The organism is Thioclava indica, from assembly GCF_000714545.1.
Taxonomy (GTDB): domain Bacteria; phylum Pseudomonadota; class Alphaproteobacteria; order Rhodobacterales; family Rhodobacteraceae; genus Thioclava; species Thioclava indica.
On sequence record NZ_AUNB01000024.1, the window covers coordinates 10,735 to 35,150 of the forward strand.

Annotated in this window: 4 protein-coding genes; all 4 read left to right on the top strand. The window is 60.8% G+C overall.

From position 1 onward, the window contains the following. The first annotated feature begins 823 nt into the window (after window positions 1–823). The 4 genes from DT23_RS08865 to DT23_RS08880 are packed head-to-tail and all read left to right on the top strand — an operon-like array spanning window position 824 to window position 24,358. On the top strand, window positions 824–1,504 hold the full coding sequence (locus tag DT23_RS08865; RefSeq protein WP_156023897.1) for a hypothetical protein: 681 nt from the start codon (window positions 824–826) through the stop codon (window positions 1,502–1,504). Then, window positions 1,504–2,199 carry a hypothetical protein gene (locus tag DT23_RS08870; protein WP_038130543.1) on the top strand — a complete coding sequence of 232 codons (696 nt, stop codon included), beginning with the start codon at window positions 1,504–1,506 and terminating at the stop codon, window positions 2,197–2,199. Before DT23_RS08865 ends, DT23_RS08870 begins: the two co-directional genes overlap by 1 nt. Continuing rightward, window positions 2,199–22,655, top strand: coding sequence for a leukotoxin LktA family filamentous adhesin (locus tag DT23_RS08875; protein WP_081847033.1), 20,457 nt, complete (start codon window positions 2,199–2,201; stop codon window positions 22,653–22,655). The genes DT23_RS08870 and DT23_RS08875 overlap by 1 nt, the downstream gene beginning before the upstream one ends. After that, window positions 22,652–24,358, top strand: coding sequence for a ShlB/FhaC/HecB family hemolysin secretion/activation protein (locus DT23_RS08880; protein ID WP_038130546.1), 1,707 nt, complete (start codon window positions 22,652–22,654; stop codon window positions 24,356–24,358). Before DT23_RS08875 ends, DT23_RS08880 begins: the two co-directional genes overlap by 4 nt. Window positions 24,359–24,416: the final 58 nt, after the last annotated feature.

The window sequence follows — 24,416 nt, forward strand, 5'->3', positions numbered from 1 at the left end:
TACGCTGCTCGAGGTCGCGGATCTGAGTATCCAGCACGGCTTTGAGCGCATCATCAAGATCGTCAGCATCCGCTGATTAGATCAATCGTTAGCTCACGTCGGGCTACGAATACTTGCACTTCGCTGCGCGAGACTTGGCGGAGGTCGCACACGCGGTGCGTAAGTTTGGGTGCGCCTCTGTTTGTTTCGGTCAATCCTACCTCGGCCATCCTATCTCGGCCATGACCAAAACTGCGGCCAGCAAATCTTTTGCGGAGTGGAACAAATGGCTGCGTTGCTTTGAAAGCTTAACGCAACGGAAACTAATTTGGCACTGTAGGGTTAAAACCCTTGAAAATCTTGGAAATTGCTCGCTAAATCAAGGCAACACAAAATTAGAGGGGACGATGCGTTGAGTTTCTCGCGCATATCTGGGGACGCCGCGCGCCGTAATCTTGTCGATCACAGATCGTCAAGGCGGCGTGATATGTGCTTATTTATATGGCCCTGTCGGGCCGATTTGCAGGCGTCTCCTTTGGGCATAATGTCGTATTCGCAGCGCCTGTTCAGTCTTCGAAATGTTGCCCGCGTGGTACGATTCGTTTGCCGTTTGCAAAAGGCATCATTGCGCGATCTCCGTTCTGTCCTCTTGATCTTTGAGAATGTTGCGCGCCACACCTGTGCGCGCCGAAAGCCGGGCGTGATGAGCCGTTTCGCGATCATGCCAGGTTCATATGACACAGTTGGGGCAAGCCTGCTCCGAGCCTTATAATTCACCCACGAGGACCATATGTCGTTTCGCCCAAATTTTTCTGCCCCCCACTCCCTTCTTATCGCGATTGGCATGGCAAGCATGCTCGTGGCCGCACCTGTCGCCCCCGCATTTTCTGAGACCACAACGCCCACGCCTCTACCAAAACCGACGGCGGCTATCAGTGCGCGCGCAAAGCCAGAGGCGGCGGTCACCCCCCGTTCGACGATCATGGTTGATGGCTTTCGCTCTGCAAAATTCGGGATGGACGAAAAGGCGGTCCGCGCCGCAATCGCCAAGGATTTCGGCGCGAAGGATGACAAGATTCAAGCCGGGGAAAACGCCGTCGAGCGGACCCAGATCCTAACCATAGAAGCGCCAGATCTGATCCCCGAAGGTGGCATGGCCCAAGTGTCTTATGTGTTTGGGTACACATCCAAGAAATTGATTCAGGTGGGTGTAACGTGGAGCGGTAAGACCGATCCGAAGATGACGGCGAAGATGTTGTATGACAACGGCGACGTGCTGCGCAGTCACTTCATGGCTGAGGGTTACGCGCCCGACAGCATCAAGACGAATGTCGCTTTGCCCAACGGAATTCTGATGTTTCGCGCAGCCGATAGCGACAACCACGCAACGCTGTTGCTGCTGCAAGGGACCTATACGACAGGCGAGGACGGTCGCAAGACCCTGACACCGGCCAGCCTCGATTTGCTCTATTCGGCGGATCCCAACTCTCCTGACATCTTCAAGCTTCCGGAAGGGTCGTTCTAATGACCAAAACTGCCAGCCCCTCAAGATCAAGCAGCCAGCCAGCCGAAGCTGGTGTAGAATCGTCGCAAGCTGACGTGGCGACTGAGGCCGCAAAGGGTCAAGCCGAGGCTCAGCTTGACGCCTCCGAGCAAGCAACAGCCCCCGCAACGGCTGTGGTCGACGGGTTCCGCTCTGCGCGCTTCGGCATGGATGAGAAAGCAGTTCGCGCCGCGATCCTGTCAGATTTCGAGATCAAGGATGATGCGATTCAATCCGGGGAGCATTCGGTCGAGCGCACGAAAATTTTGACGGTTTCGGTGCCAGACCTGATCCGGCACGGCGGCGTGGCGCAGGTGTCTTATGTCTTTGGCTACCTGACCAAAAAGCTGATTCAGGTGGGCGTCACCTGGAGCGACAAGACCGATCCCACGATGACGGCCACGATGCTGTACGAAAACGGCGAGTTGCTGCGCAATCACTTTATGTCCGAGGCCTACGCGCAGCCCTCGATCCAGACAAATGTGGTGATCGGCAGCGGGATCATGATGTTCCGGGGCGTCGATGCCCAAGGGCACGTGACGCTCTTGTTGCTGCAAGGCGCATTCTCGACCGGACAGGACGGAGGCAACACGCTGACGCCTGCAAGCCTTGATCTGCTGTATTCCGCTGCCCCTAACGAGCCTGATATTTTCAAGCTTCCTAAAGGATCATTCTGATGTCCAATCGGGCCCAACGTCGTCGTTCCAGCCGCACTAGGACTTTGGTCAAGCCAAAGCCTGCGGCTTTCGCACATGGGCCCGAACCGACGCATCGCACACTTGCTGACAGTCTACGCTTTGGCGCCAGCACAATCGCCCTTGGCGCGATCGCTGCCTTGGCTGGCAGCGGGAGTGTGTATGCGCAAGACGCTGTTGCGACGGGCAACACGATCATCACGGATGGCCGCACCAAAACCACGGTAACGGTCAATGGCACCGAAACCGGAATCACGACCGCAACGATCTCGCAAAACACGGGCTACAACTCGTTCAGCAAGTTCGAACAAAGCGCGGGCACCACGGTAAATCTTTACCTGCCCGATGGCACCGGAAACCTCGTCAATATCGTGCGCGACGGACCGGTGATGATTGATGGCGTTCTGAACTCCTACAAGAGTGGCCAGATCGGCGGAAACGTCTTTTTCTCGGATTCTCATGGCTTTATCGTGGGGCAGTCCGGTGTGGTCAATGTTGGTTCGCTGACGGTCAACACGCCGACCGACAAGTTTCTGGACTCTGTGATCGGCGCGGATGGCACGATCAATCAGGACGCTGCGGGCAAGTTGATGCGCGGCGAGATCCCGCTTTCTCCCGGTGGTTTCATCTCGATTTCGGGCGTGATCAACGCCGAGAATGGGATTACCCTCGATGGGCAGAACGTGACTCTGACCGGTCCGACCGGCACGCCGGTAACGGCCAATATGTTGACCCAGCGCCAGCGCTTTGAGGCGACGGTGAATTCCAAAGGCCTGAGCGAAGGCGGCGCGATGGTCAGCCGTAATGGCGTCATCTCGATCGTGGCGGCGGGCAATGCCAACATTCGCGGCAAGATCCGCGTCGGGGCAAGCGCCTCAGGCAAGGGCGGCAAGATCAATATCAAATCTGGGGGCAACACGACCCTCGCGCCCACCGCAAAACTGAACGCCGACGGCGCGGGCAAGGCGGGTATCGGCGGCACGATTGTGGTTTATGCCGGAAGCTCGCTTTTTGCCCAGACGGGGGCGGTGATTTCGGCCCATGGCGCGGGGAGCGGTGCGGGTGGCTTTGTCGAACTGAGCGGCAAGAATGCCGAAATCGGCGCGGTTGCGCTTGACCTTCTGTCCGACACCGGGGCGGGCGGCACACTTTTGATCGACCCGATTGACGTGACAATCACCGCTGGAAACTCGATCCTGAATGCGGGCGTCAATACCTCGGTTCTGGCCGATAATTCGATTACGATTCAAGCCGGTGGTAGCATTGACACGACGCTGTCGGGCGGGGCCTCGGGCGATATCACCTTGACCGCGCCGACGATCAGCGTGGCTGCCGGTGGCTTGCTGAATGCCGAAGCACTTGGCGGCGGCACTGCGGGCAATGTGACCCTGAATGCGACCCAAGCGTCAGGTGGCACGGCCCAGATCACCGTTGCTGGCGAGATCCGCGGTGGCGACGTGAATTTGCTGGCCAGCTCGACGGCGGCGCCGTTGACGATCATCGCGTCGACGCCAACCGCCAATGCGGCCATCTCGATCGATGGTGGCACAATCGCCGCATCTGGCGCTTTGGCGGCGCGCGCCACGGCGTCGACTGCGGCGACGGCGGTCAACCTGCCTGTTGGCGTTGTGGTGACGAATGTCAGTGCCTCGGTTGATGTCACCGGTGGCGCGAATATTCAGGCCGCCAGTGCGGATCTGTCGTCCACCGCAACCGCTGAAAGCCAAATCGCGACCAAGTCGCTGGTGCCCGCGGATTCCGGCGCAGATGGCGCGGTGGCCGTTTCAACGGTGAACAGCTCGGCCACTACCCATATCGGCACCGCCGATCTGATCATCACCGGCGACGCGCGCCTTGGTGCGACCAACACGGTCACAAGCCATGCCGACGCCACCCCGATTTCAGCGGCCTTCGGTGCCAGCGTGGCTGTTAGCGTCGTGGATGTGACGACCTCTGCCACGGTTGATTCTTCGGGCTATATTAGCACTGACAGCCTGTCACTTGATGCGGCGACCTCGACCGATATTGTCGCCAGGGCTGCTGCAGCCGAGGGGGGTGCGACCGCGCCTGACTCTGGCAGCGAAGCGTCCAATTATCTCAACGATTCCGAATATCAGTCGGCCGCCAGCACGTCTGAAGGCGGTGTATCGGTCGTTGGTGCGCTTGCGATTTCCAATCTGTCCTCGAACACCACGGCGAGCCTAGCGTCGGATCGCGCCTCTGACATTGCAGGCGATGCGTCGGTGCGGAGCTCGACGGCGAACGTGGCGGATGTGACGGCGGATGGCTCTGCGCTGGAGTCTGACGTGGGCGTTGGTGTGGCCGTTGGCATCAACATCGCCAAGGTAACGAATGACGCAACCGTAGGCGGTGCGGGCCTTGCCGCTGGCGCGCTAGAGGTTGGCGCGGAAATGACCGGGGCGGGGCGCAACAGCTTTACCACGCACGCGACTTCGGGTGCGGGTGGCACCAGCGTCGGCGTGGCCGGGTCTCTGGCCGTCAACCTGATCGACACGCAAAGTGTTGCGACGATTTCGGCCACTAGCCCTGTGGCGATCTCGGGTGGCGCTGTCACGATCACTGCCGAGGACGAGTCTGTCTCAAGCGCGGTGGCAGATCCCGACACCACCGGCGCAACCGGCGATGTCGGCGTTGGGGCCTCTGTCGCGACCAATATCGTGGGCAACCGGACCATCGCAAGCGTTGCTGACAACACGGCGATCACGACGCCCGGCTCTTTGACCCTCTCGGCGCGCTCGGTGCGCGAGATCACGACCACCGCTCAGGCCGGATCGTCTGGCGGGGTGTCTGCTACGCCCGCACTCGCCCTGTCGCTGGTCAACAATACGACCACCGCCCAGCTTGGCGCGAACGCCACGGCGCAAAAATCGACCGGCAATATCAGCATCCTGGCCAGTCAGCAGGCAACCGAGGAGACGACCGCGTCGGGCAAGGCCGCTGGCAGCAAAGCCGCGATTGGCGCGGCTGTTGCGATTGCGCTTGTCAACGACACGACCTCTGCCACGACGCTGCGCGATCTGGACGCAAGCAACAACATTACCCTTCGCAGCTGGGGGGCCTCGCTGAACACGCTTGAGGCCACAGCCAGCGCATCGGGGGCCGAAGCTGCCGATGACAGTGGCGATGCGCCCGCCGGTCAAGACAGCGATGTCGACACCACCGTCACAAGCAACCTGACCCATGCCTCGGACCAGCAAACCACCGCAGACGTCGGCGATGCCGAGCAACAACAAGCCAGTGCCGATGGTGCTGCGGATGAAACCGGGCGTTCTGCCTCGACCAGCGAGGGCAAGGTCACCGTGGCGGCCGCCGTGGGCGTCAATGTTCAGAATTCGTCGGTGAGTGCGGGTGTGCCCGATGGCCGCGACATCAAAGCCGGCGGCGCGCTAAGTGTTTCCACCTCGAACAATACGACCGGCTCGGTCACCTCGGATGGCACGGCGGCGGGTGATGCGCCTGCGGCGGTTGGCATTGGTGCCGCGGTTGCGATCAACCTGATCCACACCTCGAACGACGCCACTCTGGGCAACGGGTCCGTCACTGCGGGCTCTATCGAGATCACCGCGCTGAAACAGGATGTAGCGAAATTGGTCGCGGGCGATCCCGCCGATCCGGTCACGGACACCTACCTTGCCAGCGCAACGTCCGGTGCGGGCGGCTCCAAGGTGGGCGTGGCGGGCTCGCTTGCGCTTAACCTGATCGACACCCAAAGCACGGCCAGCATTGCCGACAGTGCCACGATCACGCTAAGCGGCGGCGATCTGACCCTGAGCAGCGACAACCAGACCAACACCACCGCCAGCGCGCTTCCCGATGAAACCGGGGCTGCGGGGGGCAAGGTCGGCATCGGGGCCTCGGTCGCGATCAACATTCTGGCCAATCGTTCAAGCGCGACGCTGGGCGATGAGGCGGGTGTGACCGGCGCACAGGATGTGACCCTTTCGGCCAGCTCGGTTCATGAGATCACGACCTCTGCCGAAGCCGGCGCTGAGGGCGGCGTGGCGATCATGCCGGTGGTGGCCTTGTCGCTGGTGAACAACACCACAACGGCGCAATTTGGCACCTTGGCGGCGGGCATCGCCACCACGGGAAAAATCAGCATTACGGCCAGCCAGCAGGCCAGCACGACGACCTCTGCCAAAGGGCAAGCGGCAGGCGGTACGGCGGCGATCGGCGCGGCGCTTGCGCTTAATCTGGTCAACGACAAAGTGACCGCAACCACCAATCGCGACATCTCTGCGGGCGGCGATGTGACACTGGCAGCCTATGGCGCGTCGCTGGGCACGCTTACGGCCGAGGCCAGCGCCTCTGGCGGGGCGCCTGCCGATGACAATGGCGATGCGCAAGCAGGGCAAGAGGCCACCGTCGATGACACGGTCGACACCCAGTTGAGCGACGCGCGCGATCAGCAAACGGCCTCTGGCGTTGGCGATAGCGAGCAGCAGGGCGAAAGCGATGCGGCCGCCAGTGAGAACCACTCTGCCGAGACGTCCGAGGGTAAGATCACTGTGGCGGCGGCGGTTGCCGTCAACGTGCAAAACGCGAGTGTTACGGCTGATGTGCCCAATGCCATCAGCATCACCTCGCCCACGGGTGCGTTGCGTATCCTGACCGCCAGCAACGCCGACGGCAAAGCCACGGCTAACGCCTCTGCCGTGGGCGAAGAGGGTGCGCAGGCGAAAGTCGGGATCGGCGCTGCGATGTCGGTGAACGTGGTCCATGCGGCTAATAACGCGACGCTTGGCAATGCGACCCATGATGTCAAAAGCCTCAATATCTCGGCCAGCAAACTTGACGTGGCCGCCCTTGCGGCCAACCCCTCCAGCACCGCCACCCGCAAAGACACCTACCTTGCCAGCGCCACGTCGGGCGCGGGCGGCTCAAGCGTCGGCGTCGCAGGCTCGCTGGGTCTGAACCTGATCGACACGCAAAGCATGGCGAGCGTTTCCGATACCAGCACGCTGACCTTGCATGGCGGCGATGTGGCGATCTTTGCCGACAACCAGACCTCGGAAACGGCCAAGGCATTGCCCGTTGAGGGCGCTGCGGGCGGTACCGTCGGGATCGGTGCATCTGCGGCGATCAACATCGTTGGCAATCGCTCTATCGCGGAACTTGGCGATGATGTGACGCTGGCAGGGGCCAAAGACCTTAGCGTGAAAGCCAGCGCCGATCATGAGATCACAACCGAAGCCGAAGCAGGTGCCAAGGGCGGCGTCGGCATCGTTCCGGTTGTCGCCCTGGCCCTTGTCACCAACACGGCCAGCGCCACAATCGGCAGCAATGCCAATGCTTTGGCGGTTTCGGGTGACCTTGAGGTCGAAGCCGAACAAAACGCCTCTGAAGAGACCAAAGCCTCTGCGACTGCCGCTGGCGACAAAGCAGCTATCGGTATCGCGCTGTCTCTGGCGCTCGTGTCTGACAAGGTGGTCGTGTCCACCGGTCGTTCGATCACCGCCGGTGGCGATGTGACGTTCAGCGCCTCTGGCTCCTCTATCGGAAGCTTGTCCGTCACTGCGGGGGCCGCAGGGGCCGAGGGCACGGATGAGAACGATGAGGCCAAGGATGGCGAAGGCAGCGTAGATGACCGCGCAAACAGCCAGTTTGCCCATGCCCAAACCACGCAGTCTGACAGCAATGTCGGTGACGCCGAGCAACAAGCCGACACGACCGAAACCGCAGATAAAGAACATTCTGCGAAAACCAGCGAAGGCAAGTTGTCAGTCGCGGCGGCGGCGGGCGTTAATGTCGTGACCTCGTCGGTCAGCGCGCAAATGAGCGATGGCAAAGACATCGCAGCGGGTGGCCGCTTGACGGTCATGGCGATCAACGGCACGGACGGGACTGTGACGGCGGATGCAAGCGCGTCTGGCTCTGCGATCTCGATCGGGGCTGCGGCTGCGGTGAACGCCATTACGCAAACCAACACTGCGAGCCTCGGTGCGGCAACCTACACCGCCAATGGTGTGACGGTTTCGGCGCTTAAGGGCGACCCGGCAGATGCGGCGCATGTCGATACGTTCTCGACCACCGCGAAATCGGGCGCGGGGGGAACCAATGTCGGCATCGCAGGCGCGCTTGCGCTGAACCTCATTGATGCGCGCAGTGCGGCCACCGTATCTGGCAGCGCAATTGTCGATGCGGGCACGGGCGCCTCTGTCGTCTCGGCGGATCAGCAGATGGTGGCATCGGCCACCGCAGCCCCGCTCGATGAGAGCAATACCAGCGGTGGCAAGGTCGGCATCGGAGCCTCGGCGGCGCTGAACCTGATCACCACCAAATCAACGGCCGAAATCAAAGACGGCGCGGCGTTCGACGATGGCGCAGGTCTGTCGGTCACGGCGAATTCCGATATTTCCACGGTGACAGACGCCAAAGCCGGTTCCGAGGGCGGCATCGCCGTGGACGCTGTAGTCGCGCTTGCACTTCTGGATGTGGATACAACCGCGCGCATCGGCACGGGGAATGCGATCACCACGGCGGGCGATGTTGAAATCGCAGCCACCAGTAGCGGTGAAAATACGGCCACCGGCTCTGGCGAGGCCAAAGCGGGCAAAGTCGGCGTGGGCGCGGCTGTTGCGGTTATCGCAGGCGGTGGCGACAAATCCACCGACATCAAGAACACCTCTGTCACCTCGGCAGAACTGGCGCGCGATCTGACCGCCGCCTCCTTGAGCATCGAGGCCGCATCCGCGCGCAGCTACGAAGCTTATGCGACCGCCAGCGCGGGCGGCGGCAAAGACAAGGACGCATCAGAAACATCTGACGCGGAAAGCACGAAAAACCTCGAAGACACAAAAGACTACCAACGCGGAACCGACGGATCCGACCAGAAGACCGGCAAAGGCGGGGCCAAGGTCACCGTGGCTGCCGCCGTTGGTGTAGCTGCGGCCCAAGACCTCGTCACCGCCACGATGGATGACGTCACCGTTTCGTTAAGCGATGATCTTAGCGTTGCTGCTACGAATGATACCAACATCGCCACCAAGGGCGACGGCACCGCCTCGGGCGCGCAAATCGGCGTTGCTGTCGGTGTGGCTCTGAGCATCTCGAACAACACGGCCAAAGCCCGGATAGCAGATGGTGCGACTGTGTCTAGCGCCGGCGCGATTAACGTCACCGCCAACACCAGCCAGAACATGGCGCATGAGGCGGGCAAAACCGATTTCCTTAACGGGCTGTCCGCAATCGCCTATGCCGGTGCCTCGTCGAAAAAGGTCAGTGTTGCAGGCGCTTTGGCGGTCGATGTGTCCAACACGACCACCTCTGCGACGATTGGTGACACTGTCACCATCGGCAACGTAAGCCGCGTCGGCGCCGTCAATGTCACAGCCGACAATTCCAGCCGCATGGCCGCGAAATCCACCAGCATGGCAAAATCCGGCAAGGTCGGCGTTGGCGCATCGGTTGCCGTTGTTGTGTCGGACAACAGCTATACCGCTAATGTCGGTGCTGGGACGGATATCACGTCTGGTGCGGTTACCGTGCGCGCGAGCAACGCGAAAATCCCGCCGATGCCCGCGTTCAACTTTACCGATCTGAAACACTTCCAGGAAAATATCGTTAACCAGCCGCTCTTTGGCGCAGGCAATTACTACGTTGAGGCCATCGGCGGCGCACAAGCGAGCAACGTGGCCGTGCAAGGCTCGTTCGGTGTCATGGTGTTTTCGGACAAAACCTCGGCGGCGATCGGCAACAGCCTGAATACCCCGACGAGCACGGCCGTCACGGTCGTGGATTCGGATGGGGCGGATATCGCCGTTTCGGCCAATAACGACTTTGACGCCAAAGCCTTGTCGGGTGCGGTCGCACTGAGCAGCAAAGTCGGGGTCGGGATCTCCAGCTCGGTCATCGTTGGCAGTGGCGAAATCACGTCGCAACTGGGCGTGAACACCAGGCTGACCGATGCGGGTGCAGTCGAAATTTCCGCCGATGGCAAGCAATCCGTCGACGTGGTCGGGATCAGCGCTGCGGGTGGTAGCTCTGTCGGCGTGGCGGGTGTCGCGACGGTTTTGACATCTGAGAACGATGTTGAAGCATTGATCGGTGCAGGGTCCGAAATCAAGGCGAGCGGGGATCTGTCCCTGATTGCGAATAACGATTTTGACTCGCTTAGCGTGGCGGGTGGTCTGGGCATTGGCGGCAGCGCAGGCGTTGGTGCCGCGGCCTCGGTCGTCACGGTCAACAATGTGACCCGTGCCGCGATTGCGGATGGAACGAATGCCACAAACGCTGTGAAGATCTCGCAAGCGGGAGCGTTGAACGTCAAGGCAAAGGCGACGGAAAAGGGCGAGACCTTCGCTGTTGCGGGCGGCGCGTCGCAATCGGTGGGCGTGGGGGCGGGAACGGGCGTTTATGTGCTCGACACCACCACCGAGGCCTTGATCGGCAAATATGCCCAGCTCGGCCAGACCGGAACGCTCGGAGATATCGCGGTTGAAGCGCGCGATGACAGCACGCTTGATACTTACCCCGGTGCGGCGGGGGTCGGCGGATCTGTCGGCGTCGGCGCGGGTGTGGGTGTCGGCGTTATCACCAAGGCGGTGCGCGCCGAAATCGGCGATTACGCAGCGGTCAAAGGCAGTGACGTTCTGGTCAATGCGCAAAGCGGCGAGGCGGCCAATATCCTTGCCATCAGCGCAGGCGTCGGGGGCGATGCGGGTCTTGCCGGGGCTGTCGCCGTCTATACGATCGAGAACACGACAACTGCGCGCATCGGCGAAAGCGCCAAGGTCTTTGCCAGTGATGACGTGGCTGTTTTGGCCAATGACATAGCCACGGTCGACTCGTTTGCAGGCTCGCTCGGTGCGGGCGGCAGTGCGGGGGTCGGGGCCTCTGTCGGGATCGTCATCATCGACAATAAAACCCACGCCACCATCGCGGATCTGGCTGAAGTCACAGCACTTGGCGCGGGCGCAGGCGTCACTTATGTCTCGGATTTCGAAGCCGGGTTCACGTCATTTGCCGATAACTTCAAAGGCGCGGGTCTTCCCGATTGGGACGCCAGCTCGGGCCTAACGGCAGCCAATGCAAGCTCGGCCACCACCGTCGGTCTGACTGCGGCTGACGCACGCAACAGCGGTCTGTCGCTGTTGACCAAAACGCGCACCACGACCCCGACCCAGACCACCGGGCATGGCGTTGTGGTCAATGCGGCGGCGTCCAATTCGGTGCGCTCCCTAGAGATCGGCTTTGGTGCGGGCGGCAGCGCGGGCATCGCGCTTTCGGGCAACGTGCCTGTCATTACTTCGGATACCCAAGCCACCATCGGCGCAGCGCAGATCAACAAAATGGCCGGAGCAGCGAGCGCCAATCAAGGCGTCACGGTCGCGGCGGCAAGCGACACCTATGACCTCGGCATCGCCGGTGCGGCGGCTGTTGGTGGGGCTGTGGGGGCAGGCGCCGGTGTGACGGTTGCGGTGGTTAAAAACACCACCAAAGCCACCGTCGATGACAATGCAGACATGAAGGCCGCCGGCGATGTCGCGGTTACGGCCAACGCGCAAGCCGATTTCGCGGCCTTCTCGGCGGCGGCGGCGGGGGGCGGTAGCGTCGCGCTTGCGGGGGGCGTCGGGGTCATCTCCCTTACGGATGTGACCGAAGCGACCCTTGGCGGGACAACCGTCGCGGGCGGCAACGTTCAGGTGTTGGCGGACGACCAGACGCGCGTGGCCACGATGGACGGCTCGGTCTCGGTGGGTCTTGGCGCGGCCGGGGTTGGCGGTGCGATCGGTGTATTGTCGCTCAACAAAACCACCACGGCAGATATTTCGGCAGGGGCCCGTGTGACGGCTCTTGGCAACAGCAGCAATACCTTCGCGGCCTATCTTGGTACCGATATGACGGCCTCGACCCTGGCGGCGCGTGGCCTCAACGTGGCGGCGACCTCAGGTGAGAGCAACCTCACCATCGCGGCCTCGGCTGCGGGCGGGCTTTATGCGGGTATCAGCGGTGTGGTGACGGTTCAGCTTCACAACATCACCACCTCGGCCAATATCGGCGACAACGCGTTGATCAACAAAGACGCGTCTCAATCTGGTGCCAACGCTGCGCAGGACGTCTACGTTACCGCGCGTGATACCTCGATCTCGAATGTCTACGCGGGCGGCCTGGCGGTTGGCTTCGTGGGGCTTGCGGGCACCGTGGATGTCGGCGTTATCAAAACCACGACGAGCGCCACCATCGGCGACGGCGTGCAAATGGCTGCCAAACGCAATGTTTCGGTCAGTGGCCTGTCCAACAAGGCAGGCAACTCGGTCATCGTGGCGGGCGCTGCGGGTGTCGTGTCGGTCGGGGCGGCGGTTGCCGTCTATGACTATGGCAATGGCATCACGCCGGGCGGCGAAGCCGATGATAAAATGAGCGACGCCACCGACGGTAAATATGCGCTCTCTGACATCACCGGTCAGGCTCAGGGCCAGACCAATGACAATGGTGGCGATGGCATTACCAGCCTCTTTGATGACCCGGGCACCGACAGCCGGATCAAAAGCGCAAGCGACAAAGCCCAGGCCGAACGTGCGGCGATCGTCCTTGATGCCGCGCCGGCCTCCGGGCTTGTTGTTCCGGCGGGTACTTCTGCCAATATGGGCAGCGCCACGATTTCGGCGGGTGGCACCATTGGCGTTCGCAGCTATGACAAGCTGACGACCACCTTCACCGCGGGGGCGGCGGCCGCAGGGATCGCGGGCGTGGGCGCGGGCATTGTTGTGCAAAGCGTCGACACGACGAATACCGCCCAGCTTTCGGGCGCGGCGAACATCACGGCGGCAAGCCTGAAGGTCAACGCGAGCACGCTACATTCACTGACGACACATTCGGTCGTGGGCGCGGCGGGCGGATTTGGTCTTGCGGCGGCAGTGTCGACGGTTTCGGACGACTCCGATACTTACGCCTATATCAACGGCGCGACGATTCAGGTGTCTGGCGATACGGCGGTCAACGTGGCCTCAACCCGCACTGTCGATACCGAAGCGCTTGGCGTAGCCTTCGGGCTGTCTGGAGCGGCAGGTGTGTCCTTCTCGCAAGCGAGCGTGGGCGGTGAGACCAAAGCGGCGCTTGGTGCGGATGCGTCTGGCGCGACTGCGGATGCCGGTGTCGATATCGGCGAAGATCCCGGCATCGGCACCCGCAGCGGCAGCGTCACGATGGGGGCAACCTCGGGCGATTGGGCCAAGTCCAATACGATTGCAGCCGGTGGGGGCATCGGCTTCTCGCTGCAAGGCGCTGTGTCGTTGGCGGATGTGACCACAAGCGTCGGCACCGAGATGAACGACGCGAAGATCTACACCAATAACGCGATCACGAACACGGTCAGCGCGGCCAACAGCGCGACCACAGACTCGGGTGGCGCATCGCTGTCCGGCGGGCTTGCAGCCGGTGTGTCGCTGTCGCATTCCACGCTGAAAGTGACCCTGGCAAATGACGTCCACAACGGGTCTGTTCTGGATGGTGGCTCTGTCACACTTGGGACGGCGATTACCAAAGGGCGGGCTGATGCCGATGCGATCGCGGTTGCAGGTGCGCTTGTCGGACTTGCGGGCAGCGATGCGAAAAGTGTCAATGCGTCTTCGGCGCAAACCCTTGTTTCGGACAGCACGATCAAAGCGAACGGAGCGGTCAACGTCACGGCGAATTCGTCGACGAACCAGACCACAGCCGCCAAGGGCTATGTCGGCGGTCTGGCCGCATTTGGCAGCAACGACGCCAAATCCACATCCGGCACCGTCACGCGGGCGGTGATGACGGATATGGGTGGGGTGAAGGCCGGGACGCTGAACGTCACTGCCACGGGCACAGATACTAATGACGCGGTCTCGGTCTCGGGATCGGGCGGCGTGGTCGCGGGGGCTGCGTCCTCGGCAGACACGATCACAAACAGCACGACAGAGGCGCTGATCAACACCACAGCACCGGGCCAGAAATTCCTGATCGACGTGACCAATGGCACAGCGACCATCAACGCCACGCACACTGCGACTTTCGGTGGCTCTGTGAACAGCACGCAGGCCTCGCTTGTCGGGGCCAGCGGCGCCTCGCTGGAGCACGTCGTGGATGCAACGGTGAATGCGGGCTTTGGCGATTACGCCTATTTGCGCGCGGCCAATCTGGACGTCGGATCTGCCAGCTATGTGCACAATGTCTTCGGGTCCGGCTGGAACGTGAATTCGGGCTCTGGTGGCCTTGCCAGCGGGCCTGCTGGCAAAGTGAGTGTCGACATCACGCAAAACACCAAATCGACGGTGGGCAATGAGGCTGATGTTCGGTTGCTATTGCCAACGTCCGGGCTCTCGTCGCTTCAGATTGAGGCCTATAACGACGTCATCACGCAACAAAAAGCCAAGCTGGACTCTGCGGGTCTGGTGGCGCTGGCGTCCTCGGTTGTCGAACTGGGCGCGACCCAGAACGCGACGATCGACATTGGCGACAACGGCACGCTGCTTGTGGATGTCGGCGACATCAACATGGGGGCGTGGAACAACGCCGTTCTGGATGGTCGCAGCTCTGCCACGACCTATGGGGTTGCGGGCGCGCCCACGGGGCATAGCCACGCCAATCTGACGGTTGCGAATGCGGTGAATATCGGCAGCGAAATGCGTGTCGAGGCCACCGACGGGATCTCCCCGACCGATGGATCGACCCCGACCCACGCAACGGTGGATATCTATGCTGGTCGCAGCCCGACCGGTACGCGCTCGGTGAACAATCTCAAGGCCACGATTGACCTCTTTAACAATTCGGCCGTTCCGATCCCCGGTTCTCCGGATGCACAGGCGAACCTGGCCAATAATGCGACGATTACCCAAGGGACGACAGCGAACCCGGCGGGATCACAGCTGAAGGGCATTCTTGCGGCAGGCGACATCACAATCGGTGCGGATCGTGGCGAGAATACCCTGTCCGCCGTGGGCACGGGCACCGACATTTACCGTCAGGCCCTTGCGGCTGCCGCCAGCGCCGTGAGCGAGCTGTTTGGCGGCGATGAAGTCACGTTCGACTATCATGGCGGCACCACCAGCAATACCGGCTCCGGGGCGCTCAAGCTGGATGGCTTGGTCTCGACCGGTTTGCAGCGCTACAAATCGCTGACTATCGACTACGTCTCGGGCTGTGCTGATCCCAACACTTTGGCCTGCATCACGACCAGTGGCACGATCGATTCCGACGGCTACACCAAAGAAAGCGTCACCTCCGATAATTCGGTGATCGTACAGCGTCTGACCCAGTTGGAGCTGTTGAAATCGCTGACCGATGGCGACACGGTCGCGCTTGGAGCCTATCAGAACGAAATCGACTTTCTGCAACAGAAACTTATCGCACTTGGTCTGGGTGAGATTAACAGCAGCGGTGAATTCCAGCTCAAGGCCTATGCCTCGGGCAAGTCGGAGCAACAGCTGCTTATCGATCAGAAGTCGAGCGCTGAATCGCAGCTTGATATCGTGAAAATCCGCTTTGGAAATCAATCCTCTTCCATCGTGGATGTCTCGCTGCCCGAAAGCATCACCGAGATTTATGACAACGGCACGAGCAACGATTTTGCATCCTTCGCAGCCGCATCGCGTGACGAAGCGGCGTCTCTGACGGCTTACACGGACGCCTTGAATACGCCTGCGACCATTCCCGATGGCAGCGGCACCAAACCGAACCCGGATTACGCAGCGGCTCAGGCCCTGATTGCCGACTACAACACCTATAAAGGGCGCGTGAATGCGGGCTTGAATGACGCGGCAGGCTTTAATGCTACCATCGTCTCCAAGGTCGCGGCGAACAAGACGCTGCAAACCGAGATCAACACCCTTGCGGCCACCATCGCCGACCCGGCCTCGACGGCGACGCAGGTCAGTGACGCACAGTCTCAGATGGTCGCGAAACTCAATCAGCTTGTCACCAACAACACAGCGATCAAAACCGCGAGCGACAGCCTGAAAGGCAAGCTCGATTATGTCTACACCAACCTCGAAAACCTCGCGACAACGGCCAATGGCGGCACTGGGGTGGACGGCTCGACGTCTTTGGGAACCAAGCTTGCCCAAATTGACAGCGTGAACACGACGGTGGGCGATTGGACAACAGCGATTGGCACAACCAATAGCGCGACAAGCGACCGGGTCACAACGCTGGTCGGGTCGCCCCCCCCGGCGGGTGGCTATACCGTGAGCAGCTTCACGACCACGGCGTCTGGCCTTGCATCAACCATCAGCGCGCTCAATACCCAGATCCCGACGGCATCGGACACGCCCGCCACGGCGCCCTCGACGCCAAGTATAACGGTCAAGGATCTTGCCGCACGTCTGGGCAATATCTACCTGACGGGCAATACGTTCGATGGCGGCGGAACGGGTATTTTGTCCGCGCCCGGCAATGCCGAGATCAACCTCACAAACAACACGGCGGCCACGCTTCAGGTCAACAATATCATGATGCCGTCCTATGACGCGGGCAACATCCGCGTGAACGGTGTGATCGTCAACACGGTCGACGAAGTGGCGGCATTCTCTCCGACGTCGGCCAGGTTTGCCCATGTGGTCAGCGGCCTGAACAGCAGCCGTCCGAGCGTGACGATCACCAACAATTACAATCCAACCAGTTCCGCCTTCCCGCTGGGCTTGGCACCGCCTGATCTGGTGGTGAAGGGGGTTATCAACAATGTTGACGGCAAGGTCGATCTGACCAGCGAATATGGCAACATCTATGTTCAGGGCGCGATCAACGCGGGCTCGGTCAATATTCTGGCGCGCAACGGCGATTTCGTGTCGAGCTATGTCAACGGCTTCAATAATATCGGCGGCGACCCGGCGAGCTTTAACAACCCGACCCAGTCTGCCGAACGCGGTATCGGCATCATCGCCAATGGCGCGATCTCGATCAGCGCGCGCTATCTCAATATCAACAGCACGGTGCAGTCGGGCATCGTCGATCTGCAGCTCAATCTGGCGGCCTCGCCCACGCTTTCGGCGACCAAGCCGACCGATATCGGTGTGACGCAAGCGGCCTATGACGCGGCGAAAACGGCGTATCGCGACAGCCTCACGTCGGGGTCAGCCGCTCCGGCGTCGACGGTCACCAACATCTACGGCAAAACGATTTCGATCAACTTTAATCCGACCGGTCTGGATGTGCCTGAATTGAAGGCTGCGATTACGGCATACAAAGCGGCTATTGCGCAGGACCCCGCCGCGAACCCGATGTATGTGGTGCCGGTGACCGGGGGCGGCGATCCGCAACTGATCAATATCAAAGATTACATCAGCGGCACCGGGCTGGAACCGCGCCTGGAATTTGATATTGCGCAGGCCAACACCTTCAAGACGGATTCCGGTGCAAGCGGTCTTGCCTATAGCGTTGTCGGAAGCCTGACGGATAATATCGGCGCAAGCTATGATGTTGATAACGCGAATTATGTTGTCAACGGGGCCGAGGTTCACGGCGGCTTCATCCAGCTTTACGGGCAGATCCTCAACACCTCTTCGACGGGCGGGGAATTGAATGTTCTCGACGGGTTCGGGCGCATCAATGTCACCAACCTCAGCGCGATCCCGTTGGTGCTTCAGACTTTGGACGCCGGAAGCGATACAACGGATGTCGCAGGTCGCGGTACGGCAGGCGTGATCGACATCACCGATATCACAAGCGTGGATGCCTCGGTCAATCCATCGACAGTTGATGTAAAACATACGGTTTACACGCGCGATTATACCCCCGGCGACAGCTCCGGCACGATCATGGTCGCCACGCAGACCGGCACATTGAACACAACGACAGGCCTTCCGGATTATACCAGCGGCAGCAGCGTCGCTGTGGCCGATAGCTCGAGCAGTGTCGACGGAAATGACCGCAACGCATCTTACGCGACCACGGCGGATCAGCGTTACATCTGGACCACGTCGACGGATTACCGGCTCAAGACCACCGTGACGACAACGAGCCGCCAGTTGTTCGGCTCCAGCGCGCTTGAGATCGACAGCAGCACCAACTTCAAGTCGATCAGTGCACCGTCGGTCGAATCCATGACCCGTCTTGCGAGTGGCACCTATCTGAGCCAGGCGGACGGCTACACGCCGACGGGAACGACACAGTTCAAGGACTCGAGTGGGCATTTCACAACCAGCACCGGAACGGGCGCACAGGCTCCAGCGATCCTGATTACGTCCAACACGAATTACGATCCAAAGTCGAACAGCACGTTGAGTGGCCAGACGTTCGTCGAAGGCGACTTCTCGTTTAGCGACCCGCGTTCAAGCTACACGCAGACCGGGCAAAGCAGCAGAAACTGTAACTGGCTGACCTTGTGCATCGATTCCACGGTGACAACGAAATATCTGCTCGATCAATATTACACGACGATCAAGACGCACTCGCTTAAGGCTGACAATCCGATTTCGATCAACTTTATCGGTCAGAATGCGCCGAGCGTGATGGTCACCTCGCCCACGGACGTGACGATGAACGGTCAGGTCTCGGCCCATAGTGGTGATGTCAGCATCGCAGCGACGGGTGCGGGGCATTCCATCCTGGCGGGCAATGACAGCGCGCTCGTCACCGCACGTCGTATCAAGCTGGCGGCGGGCGGATCGGTCGGAACCTCGGGCTCTGCCGTGCAGCTGCGCATGGACGGTGCGTCCAGCGGCAATGGCGCGTTGGTTGCGACCGCGGCTGCTGGCAACGTTAACCTGAAGGCTCCGAATGGCGTCGTGATCGAAAAGGTCACGGCGAGCGGCAACCCCATCAGTGGCAATGGTGTCGTCAATATCGACGCGACCTCTGGCATCGCGTCTGGCCAAGGCGCCCAGTTCTTCACCGCTGACCCTTCGGCCAAAGGCCTGATTCAGGCGCCGCGTGTGTCATTGGCCGCTTCCAACGGCACGATCGGCTCGATCGCCGATCCGTTGATGGTGAATAGCGGTGCCGCGCTGGGCAGCCGCGTCTTTGGCGACTCGGTTGATCCCGACCCCTATTACGGTCTGAGCGCCTCTGCCGCTGGCGACATTGGCATCACCTCCGGGATCTGGGGCACGAATGCGTCGGATTGGACGGGTAATGCCAATGGCACCATGTTGGTCGATCAGGTCATCTCGTTGGGGGGCGATGTCTTGTTGGCCAGCACCGGACAAATCCTTGACAACAACCCCAATGAAATCATCGACACCCGGAGCTATGCCGAACTGCTGAGCTACTGGAACTCGCTCGGTCTGGTCAAAGGCTCGGCCGAGAATACGGCGAAAGTCGAACTCGCAAAAACCGCGTTTGAAAATGGTCGCAATGCTGATTACCAATCCTATTGGATGATCCGCGAGAGCCAGCCTGATGGCGGCGCGGCCTATGATGCAAGCTACAGCTACACTCTTGATCCGACCTCGCAGCGCTACAAGGCGCTGGTTGATCAGGGTGTGGATATCGCCGCCTATCAAACGGAGCAGACGGATCGCTACCATGCGCTCAACCAGACCGTGGGCGATCTTACGGCGAGCTATGACGCCAGCTATGTCTATTCGCTGAGCGATCACCCCGACGAGGCGGCTAAGCTTGAAAAGGGATCCAGCTGGTCCGAGCGGCAATTGGCCTTTGCCTTGTCGCCGGGCGCATTGAAAACGATCACCGGCACCAACCCTGTCATCAAGGCGCCCAACGTCTCGGGGCGTAACGTGACCTTGAACGCCGGTATCGGGATCGGGGAAACCGTGGGCGCGGATCTGGGCGCGGCCAATGCTGGCGTGCTGATCCCGGCGGATCTTGCACCAAGTGCTTTGACCGATGCGCAAAAGATCGCGCTGGTCACGGCGGAACGTTCGGACATGCTGATCAAGGTAACGCATATCAGCGCACCGGATGCGGGGGCCGATCAAGCTACTCTTGATGCCTATACCGAAGCCAGCGCGGCTGGAATCCTGAACGCGACCACCATCGTGCCCTTGGGCAAAGATGAAAGCGCGATGACCGCCAATGAATTGGCGGCCTATCATGCGGCGCAGCAGGGCCTTGTGAAAGGTGGCGATCTGACGATCCAGATCCTGAACAAGCGTCCCTTCAACTTCGAGGCAACAACCGGGCTGAACGTTGATGTGACCGGACCGACGGGCGCATTGGATCACGGCACCGCCTATCTGGCATCGCGTGGCAACGGTCTGTTGCACACCATCTCGGTTCCGGGTGAGACACGGATCAAGACGGTTGGCCCGATCGCCAATGTCGGCACGGGCATTGTGGCCACTGGCAACCTGATCCTTGAATCTGCGCAAGGCGGCATCGGAACCGGAATCGACCCGTTCAACCCGTCGACCTTGTTTGGGCCGATGCGTCTTTCGCCGCTGGCGGGGGCGTCGATCACCGCGCGGGCGCAGGGCGACATCGACCTTGATGTGGCGGGCAAGGCGTTGATCGATACGCTTTACTCACCGGGCGATATCAAGGTCGTGGCGGACAAGGGTATTCTGAATGCCAATGACGACGATCTGATCAACATCCTTGGCACTGACGTTGTGCTTCGCACGGCGAAGGGCAATATCGGTGACGCGGCGCGCACGCTCAATGCAGGTGTGAACTTTGGCGGCGGGATCACGGCATCGGCGCTTGAGGGAGCGATCTACCTCTTTGGGCCGCAATACCAGAGCTTCGTGATCACCTCGGCGCTTGCACCCAACGGGATCGAGCTGTCCTCGGCCAGCGCCGCGACGATCAATGGTCCCGTGACCACGGGCGGGCCGATCAAGCTGATCGCGGGCGGCAAGTTGTCGATCACCGGTAATGCGGCTGTCTCAAGCGCAGCGGGCGATATCATCACATCGGCCGGATCGCTGCAGATGTTCAACGGGGCCACGATGGTGGCCTCGAGCGGCACAATCGACATCACGGCGCGCACGGGCGAAGCGCTTGTCACCGGGGTTAGCGCCTCGGGCGATGTCACGATTGCCGCCGCAGGGCACGTTCTGGCGGGCACCGATCCGGCGCGCGCCTTTGACATCGAGACAACCGACCCGAGCGCTTTGGTGAAGATTACCTCGGGCGGAGGGATCGGCGATCAGACGCGGCAGAATACGACGGCTCTCGATTGGCCCTATGACGGGGCAGGCGTGGCCGATCCGCTTAGCAATGTTGCGAACCCGCTGATCATCAAGACCAACAAGATCGATCTGGCGGCGAGCGCGGGCGACATCAATGCGATCACGCCGCTTGCCATCACCGAGGCCAAATTGGCCGCAGATACCGGCAGCATCAATATCGCAGCGGGGTCGACGTTCTACACCGCTTCCACGACGGCGGGCGCCAATGTCCAACTCGTGTCGCAGGGCGATCTGACCGTCGATACTTTGACGGCGGGGACGGCAGGGCCGGGCACGGTGCATCTTGAGACCGTCGGTGGCGCGTTGACTGTTGGCACCGCGACAAGCACAGGGACGCAGACGTGGCTGGCGCTGAATGATGTGACCTTCGATCAGATCACAACGACGGGCGCATTGCCCACCGATCCGGGGGATGTGGATGTGACCTCGGCTGACGGGGCGATCATCGGTGGTTCGATTGATGCGGCTGGCAGTGTCAGATTGACGGGCAACGGGATCGACTTCGACACGATCCGTGCCGGGGTCGATGCGGCGCTCAATTCAAGTAAGGACATCATCGGAAATCTGCTGGATGTCGGAAACGTCGTCGATTTGATCGCTGGCAGCGATACCTATGCTGGCGACATCCTCATCAACGTGGTCAAGGCCAAGTCGATGTCCTTCGATGCGACGGGCATTTTGAATCTGCCCGACTTGCAGGTGGCGGATTCGTTGGTCTTGCGTGGCGGCACCGTTACGGCCGGGATCACGCAGGTGCCTAACGGTCCCAACCCGCTTCGCCTGACCCTGACGGGCGGACGTGGCAGCGTTGGAACCTTGGCGACGATCACCGCCAATGTGCCTGCAGGTCTTGATATCGACGATCTGTTCTTCGTGGATGCGACGATTGACACCACGGCCGAGGATGTAAGCATTGCAAATGCTTATGTGCCGGGCTCGCTTTGGTTGCGCACGCCGCTGCAATCGCTGTTGTTCGACAACCGCACGCCGCTGCCGCATTACAATGCCGACGTGCAGTACTTCGAGCCGACCTACGCCTTTGCTCTTGATCTGAAAGGCTACGCGAGCACCTCGGACGCCTATGTTGTGCAATATGTCGTCTCGCCTGACTCCACCAACGAGCTTGAGTTGCTGGACTTCCCGGGCGCGGGCCTTGTGCGCGACACAATCCGTGTGATGCGCAACGGCCTGGATTGGGGATATGGGCCGGGCACGCCGTTCTGGGCGTTCAACACGCTGCAGCCTCGCACCAGCACACCCTATACCGACGGAGAGAAAATTTACATCGACGGTGTCGCCTATGATGTTGGCCCGCTCGGTGGACAGGCACCTGCCGTGCAGCTAGGCAGTGCACAATGATCAAAAAAGAAATGGAGAGCGGCGCGGTGAAAGCACAACAAAAGGCAGTCAGGCACCGCGCATCCAGTTTCCTAAGCCTGGGGGCTGCGGGCTTGATCGGGTCGCTGGCGCTGATGCAATCGGCGGCCGGGGTGGAGGCGCAAGCGCTTAATCCTGCGACCACGATCGAGCAGCAAAATGCTCGCCGCGTGCAAGAGCTAAGCGCAACAACCCCGCTCACCGGGCCCGTGGTGATCAGCCCGACGGCGGCGCGCGGCGAGATGGTCCCGCCCGGCGGTCCGACGGTTTTGCTGACCAAGGTTGAGTTCACCCCCGGATCAGCCTTTCTGACGCAAGCCGATCTTGACGCTATTCTTGTCGACTACGTTGGCAAACGGGTCGATTTCTCGCAGATCCAGCATCTCGTGCAGGATGTGAACGACCTCTACACGCGCAAGGGCATCGTCACGGCAAGCGCTGTCTTGCCGCCGCAAACGCTTGATCGCGGCCTGCTCAAGGTGCAGCTCGTCGAGGGCAAGCTTGCCACGGTCGCCGTGAATGGGGCCCAGCAGGTGCCGGCGGATTTCATCTTGCAACGGGTGCGACTGACGCGGGGCGAAAACACGGTGGACGTGCCATCTGCCGCCAAGGACATTACGCGGTTCAACAAAGTCTACGATGCGCAGCTGCGCATGTCGCTGCAGCCGGGGACTGATTTCGGGACCACAGATGTCGCGCTGCAACTGATCGAGCCGCAGAAGAACCAACTGTCGTTCTTCCTTGATAATCAGGGTGTGCCGTCGACGGGAAAGACCGAGTTGGGTGTCTTCTATCACCGCTACAGCTTGCTGATGCCCGATGATAACTTTCTTGCCTATGGCACGCATGCGCAGGGCAGTGACTCGGGCACGCTATCATATGATGCGCCGATCACGCCTATGGGCACGCGTCTGGGCCTGACCTTCAGCCGCTCGACGATCAACGTGATTAGCGGGCCGACGCAGCCGCTCAATATCTCGGGGCGCTCGGGATCTTTTGGGGCGACGCTAAGCCAGCCGCTGTATGTTTCGCCGACCTGGTCGCTTTTCGCGATTGGCGGAGCCTCGTATGGAACCTCGAAATCCTTTTCGAACGCGACGCCGCTGGTGGATTCTACGACGAAGGAATATTCGCTATCACTCAACGCCAATTATAACAAAGAGCGGCTGGCCTTCTCGATTACGCCCCAGATATCGCACGCCTTGACCAACGATCATCTCGCGCCGCTCAAACGCGACATCACGCTGTTCACCGGCTCTTTCAACGGCTCTTACCAGTTGAAAAATGGGATCGTTCTGATCGCTAACGGCGCTTGGCAGTATACCGATGCCAAGCTTGTGCCGGGGGATCTGTTGTTCCAAGTCGGCGGGCCGACGACGGTACGCGGCTTTCCCAGTGACGCCTCTTCGGGGGACAGCGGCTATTTCGCCCAATTCGAAGTGCATAAGGCGCTTGATATAAAGGGCTTGGCAAAAGGTCTTGATGTTTATGGCTTTATCGATGCTGGGTCTGTGTATTCAACCTTCCCCAAAAGCGTGTTCTTTGTCTCTGGAGGCGCAGGCCTTTCCTATCCTTTGACAAAAAATGCCAAGCTTGAATTCGGGGTCGGGTTTCCCCTAAGGCAGGTTGTGGCGAACCAATCGCCCGCGACAGTCTATACCCGCCTGACGGTTGCAGCATTTTAGGAGCGTGCGCGCTGTGAACCTGACCTGTAAGGTGCGGTTGCTCATGGAGCATCAAGTT

Coding starts and splice junctions, on each gene's coding strand:
- DT23_RS08865 (WP_156023897.1), top strand. CDS start 824: ATGGCAAGCATGCTCGTGGCCGCACCTGTCGCCCCCGCATTTTCTGAG.
- DT23_RS08870 (WP_038130543.1), top strand. CDS start 1,504: ATGACCAAAACTGCCAGCCCCTCAAGATCAAGCAGCCAGCCAGCCGAA.
- DT23_RS08875 (WP_081847033.1), top strand. CDS start 2,199: ATGTCCAATCGGGCCCAACGTCGTCGTTCCAGCCGCACTAGGACTTTG.
- DT23_RS08880 (WP_038130546.1), top strand. CDS start 22,652: ATGATCAAAAAAGAAATGGAGAGCGGCGCGGTGAAAGCACAACAAAAG.